Genomic DNA, 4,117 nt, shown 5'->3' with positions numbered 1-4,117 from the left:
GGTCCGGCCGTTCCTTTCAGTCCAGTGAACCGGATCATTGGCGCGCAGCTCCCGCCAGATTTGATCGGGGTTGCCGCTCACAAAGAAATCGAGATCGGTAAGAGAATGGTCTTGCGACATGGCTGAATCCTCCTCGCTTTGGCAACCTACTGTGGCCGTCACCTACATGAACTATCAGACGTGCGTAGCGCTGAGTCAGCCCTTCGGAAGACCGAGCACCCGCTCGCCGATAATGTTGTGCTGTATCTCATTGGTCCCAGCCGCGATCGTGCCGCGCCGCGCCGCGAGCATCCGATGGGACCACTTGCCGCGATCGATCGCGCCCGCAGCCTGGTATTCGAACTGGCTGTAGGCGCCCAGAAGTTCCATCGCGAACTTCTGGATCCTGAGATTCAGATCGGTGGTACCCAGCTTCATCACCGAGCCTTCGGGACCCGGCGGCAGCCCGCGTAGCTGGCGGGTGAGCTGACGAAAGCTCGTATATTTCAGCGCCTCGGCTTCGCAGGCGAAGCTCGCAAGATGCTGGCGCACGTAAGAATCCATTATGGCGGGCCTGCCGCGAAGCTCCACTCGCGCGGCCAGAGTGGCGAGCTGTTTCACCTCGATCATCATGTCGGTGCGGCCGCCGTGAATGGTGCGCTCAAACATCATGTTGGTGATCGCGACCAGCCATCCCTCGTTTTTCTTGCCGACCAGATTCTCTTTGGGAACCTGCACATCCTCGAAAAATACCTGGTTGAACCCGTGCTCACCGGTGATCTGCACGAGTGGGCGCACCGTAACGCCCGCACTTTTCATGCTCACCAGCAAATAACTTAGCCCTTTGTGCTTGGGCTGTTCAGGATCGGTGCGGCAGAGCAGAGTGGAGAAGTCGGCGTGATGAGCGTTGGAGGTCCAGACTTTGGAGCCGTTGACGAGGAAGTAGTCACCCTTGTCGATCGCGCGAGTCTCGACTGCGGCGAGGTCGGAGCCGTGGTTGGGCTCCGATAGACCCTGGCACCAGATCTCCTCGGCCGACGGAATTTTTGGGATGAAGCGTTTTTTCTGCGCCGGGGTTCCCCACTGCATCAAGGTGGGGCCTACGCGCGCGATACCCTGGAAGTTGACCGTGGGCGGGGCTTTGGCGCGATCGATCTCCTGGTTGTAGATCACCTGTTGCAGCAGCGTCGCACCGCGGCCGCCATACTCCGCCGGCCAGTGGATACACATCCAGCCGCCGTCGTGGAGTTTGCGATGCCACGTACGGCGGCGCTCGAACTCCGACTTGGTATCCGGGTCGGCGAGTTCGTCCTCGTCGCGCCAGTCGCGAGGAATATTCTTTTCAAGCCAGCTCCTGAATTCCAGGCGAAACGCCTCGTCGGCTTCACTGAACTTGAAATCCATGCCGGAAGTTCCTCTGCTCCACTTCGAGCGACAATTTCTGCTGCCGTGAGCGTCCGATGCCGATGCAGACAATCAGCCGGCGAAGCGCGGTTCGGGTTTACCCTTCACACCCAGCCCTTTGATCGCGAACAGGCTGCCGCCGTCGGCGCCGGGTTCCATATCGAGGATCCTCTCGCCGATCGAGGTCGCATACATCACGTCCAGGTTGTCACCGCCGAACATCACGCTGGTGATGATCGGCACCGGCACCTCAACGGTCCGCGCAATCGAGCCGTCGGGGTTGTAGCAGACGATCTTTCCACCGCCCGCGATAGCGGACCAGAGATGTCCTTCGGCGTCCACCGTGGCGCCATCGGGAACTCCGCCGAGACCTTTGGGCGCCGCAAACAGGCGTTTGTTGGAAACCGTGCCGGCCACGAGATCGTAGTCGTAGGCCGAGATAGTCCGGCTCACGCTGTCGGCACAATAAAACGTGCGGTTGTCAGGGCTGAAACACGGACCATTGGTGCATCCGATGGCGGGTTCGAGCATCGAACACTTCAGCGATGCGTCGAGACTGAAGATCGAGCCGACCGGATTCGCGAATTTGGCGTCCAGGGTGCCGGCAATAAACCTGCCGCGCGCGTCGGTCTTGCCGTCATTGAAGGTTGTGCCTGGCTTCGCGACCGGATCTCCAATCTGTTTGGTACTGCCCGATGCGAAATCGAACAGATAGAAGCCGTCGGAGAGTGCGCACACGGCACCGCCCTTTTCGCGCAGCGCGAACGATCCGATTTGCTTCGGCATCTTCCACGATTTGATGTCGTTGCTTTTTGGATCGAGTCGATAGATGGCCGGTGCCTGGCCGTCGATCCAGTAGAGCGCTTTTTCGGCAACATCCCAGACCGGGCCTTCGCCCAGCTTGTTTTTGATGCCATCGATTTTTTCAATTGTGATCGCCATGATTGTCACCCTCAATTCATTGTTCCGCGCGCCTTGGCCGCTCGGACCACGGTGAGCGCCGTATGCTTGCGTTCGCGCTTCACTTTCACCTTCGGCACTACGCTTTGGCGTCGATCAGCACCGCCGCGATCAACGCCGGCTCCTTTCCCTTGTTCACCCATGCGTGATTTGTTCCGCGCTGCACGACTACGTCGAACGGCTTGAGATCGACTTCGCCTTTGTCGAGGAGCAGCGTGACCTCGCCTGAGAGCAGCACCACGTAGTCGATAGTGCGGGTCTTGTGCATGCCGGGATGGCGGCTGGTGTCCGGGCGGCAGTGAGCGGCATCCATTTGCGCAAACATCTTCGCGGTCTGACGTTCGCGCTCCTCGCGCGATACCTTGGGATCTTCGGGCGGGATCGCCGCGAAGCGAAAGATACTGCCGGCGGCCGGGGGCTCGAGGGTGCGCACCTGCAGACCCGCGTCGGCAGAGCCGGTGTTGTCCACGGGAGTGGCGGCGGTCAGCCAGTAGGCGCCAAATGGCGTAGCTGGCCCATCGATTACAATGACGGATTTTCCCTCGGCGTCATGACCGGTAACGATTCGACGTGGTTCGCGTGCCATCGACATCCCTCCCTCTCATCTTTGATTGTTTGTCAAAAAAGATACTTGCGCTTTCCCGCTGAAATTGGAAATGGAATCCACCAACGGTCGCAGAGAAACCATTACGTCGGCGCGGAACGGACCGCCGAGTGGAAATGCGGCTGTTGCACAGTCATGATCAACGCAGCAGGCGCCTTTAGTTTAAGTCCGATCGTCGGCAGATATGCCTTCTATCAACGTAACAAGGGCCTGGCCTTGTTTTCACGCAACCGGATCGGCCTGGGCCTGGTGGCTTTCAACCAACCGAAGGCGACTGCGGCGGGAACCTTCATCTCGGCCGCGCGGTTTCAGAATTCCTTTATTACGGTCCGGGTACACTTTAGCGGCGGCAAAATCCATATCGCCGGCGATCCGCGTTTCGGCGGCGCCTTTCCGGTCGTCATCAACGACGGTGTGATCAGCTTCTCCAACCCGGCCTGCCAGAGCGGAACCTGCTACAGCGTTCATAGCAACGAACTGGGCGTCCTCGATCTTCCTCAAATCGCCGGCGGCATCTTTTGGCGTTAGGCCGATTCACTCGCCGCGACTTCGGATCTTGAACAAGCTATTGCGGCTTTGGAAGGATCGAGCTGTAGAGCGCCGATCGCGAAAAGGACGACGGCAACTCACGCGGCGAAGACTGCAGCGAGAGTCGTGGCTACCAGCCAGTCGGTACAAGAAACGTTGAGTTAGGACAAGCTTAGTTCCTCACCGGATCGGCTGACGCGGGAAGCGGGGTGATCGCGCCGGTAGCCTTTGGCCAATGCGACGGTGGGATTTGCTTCAAGAGCAGCAAGGGTCAGAAATTCCCGGGCTTCGCTGGCCGGCTCCAGGATAATGAGATCATTTGCTCCTGCCCGATCTCAACTGACGCGACGCAAGGCAGCTCGGATAGCTTCGGATATCAGGTGTTCGGCCCGTACGATCCGGAGGCAGCCAAAGGAAGCAGATGTGACGCCAGCGCCTGCGCATCCTGTAGCGTGCCTAACCCCACCGCTAACGGAACCACCCTCCCCGTTGGAGCAGCAGCCGGAGTCCCGAAATTCCTTACGCTAAAGCTCGACGGACCACCATTGCCGGATATCAATGAGTGTCTGTGCACATGTACCCAGGCGCCGGGTCCGAATGGAAGCATCTCCTGCACGGTGGCAAAAGATACGACCCCTTAGG

At 59.4% G+C, this 4,117-nt stretch carries 4 protein-coding genes; 1 reads left to right on the top strand and 3 read right to left on the bottom strand.

The window, feature by feature from the left end; genetic code table 11:
• Positions 1-195: 195 nt before the first annotated feature.
• From Q7S58_RS01980 to Q7S58_RS01970, 3 genes are all read right to left on the bottom strand, one after another.
• On the bottom strand, positions 196-1,383 hold the full coding sequence (locus Q7S58_RS01980) for an acyl-CoA dehydrogenase family protein (RefSeq protein WP_304820257.1): 1,188 nt from the start codon (positions 1,381-1,383) through the stop codon (positions 196-198).
• A gap of 72 nt (positions 1,384-1,455) precedes the next feature.
• Positions 1,456-2,325, bottom strand: coding sequence for an SMP-30/gluconolactonase/LRE family protein (locus tag Q7S58_RS01975; protein ID WP_304820255.1), 870 nt, complete (start codon positions 2,323-2,325; stop codon positions 1,456-1,458).
• Positions 2,326-2,422: 97 nt separating this feature from the next.
• A complete protein-coding gene (locus Q7S58_RS01970) occupies positions 2,423-2,929 on the bottom strand; it encodes a cupin domain-containing protein (protein WP_304820253.1) in 507 nt (168 codons plus the stop codon).
• Between the two features lie 153 nt (positions 2,930-3,082).
• On the opposite strand from Q7S58_RS01970, the gene Q7S58_RS01965 reads away from it, so the two are divergent.
• Positions 3,083-3,475, top strand: a complete 393-nt coding sequence (locus Q7S58_RS01965; protein WP_304820251.1) for a hypothetical protein — start codon at positions 3,083-3,085, stop codon at positions 3,473-3,475.
• Positions 3,476-4,117: the final 642 nt, after the last annotated feature.

This window comes from Candidatus Binatus sp. (assembly GCF_030646925.1).
In the GTDB taxonomy this organism is placed as follows: Bacteria; Desulfobacterota; Binatia; order Binatales; family Binataceae; genus Binatus.
The sequence above is the reverse complement of the archived record's forward strand: the minus strand, read 5'-3'. Positions and strand labels throughout refer to the sequence as shown.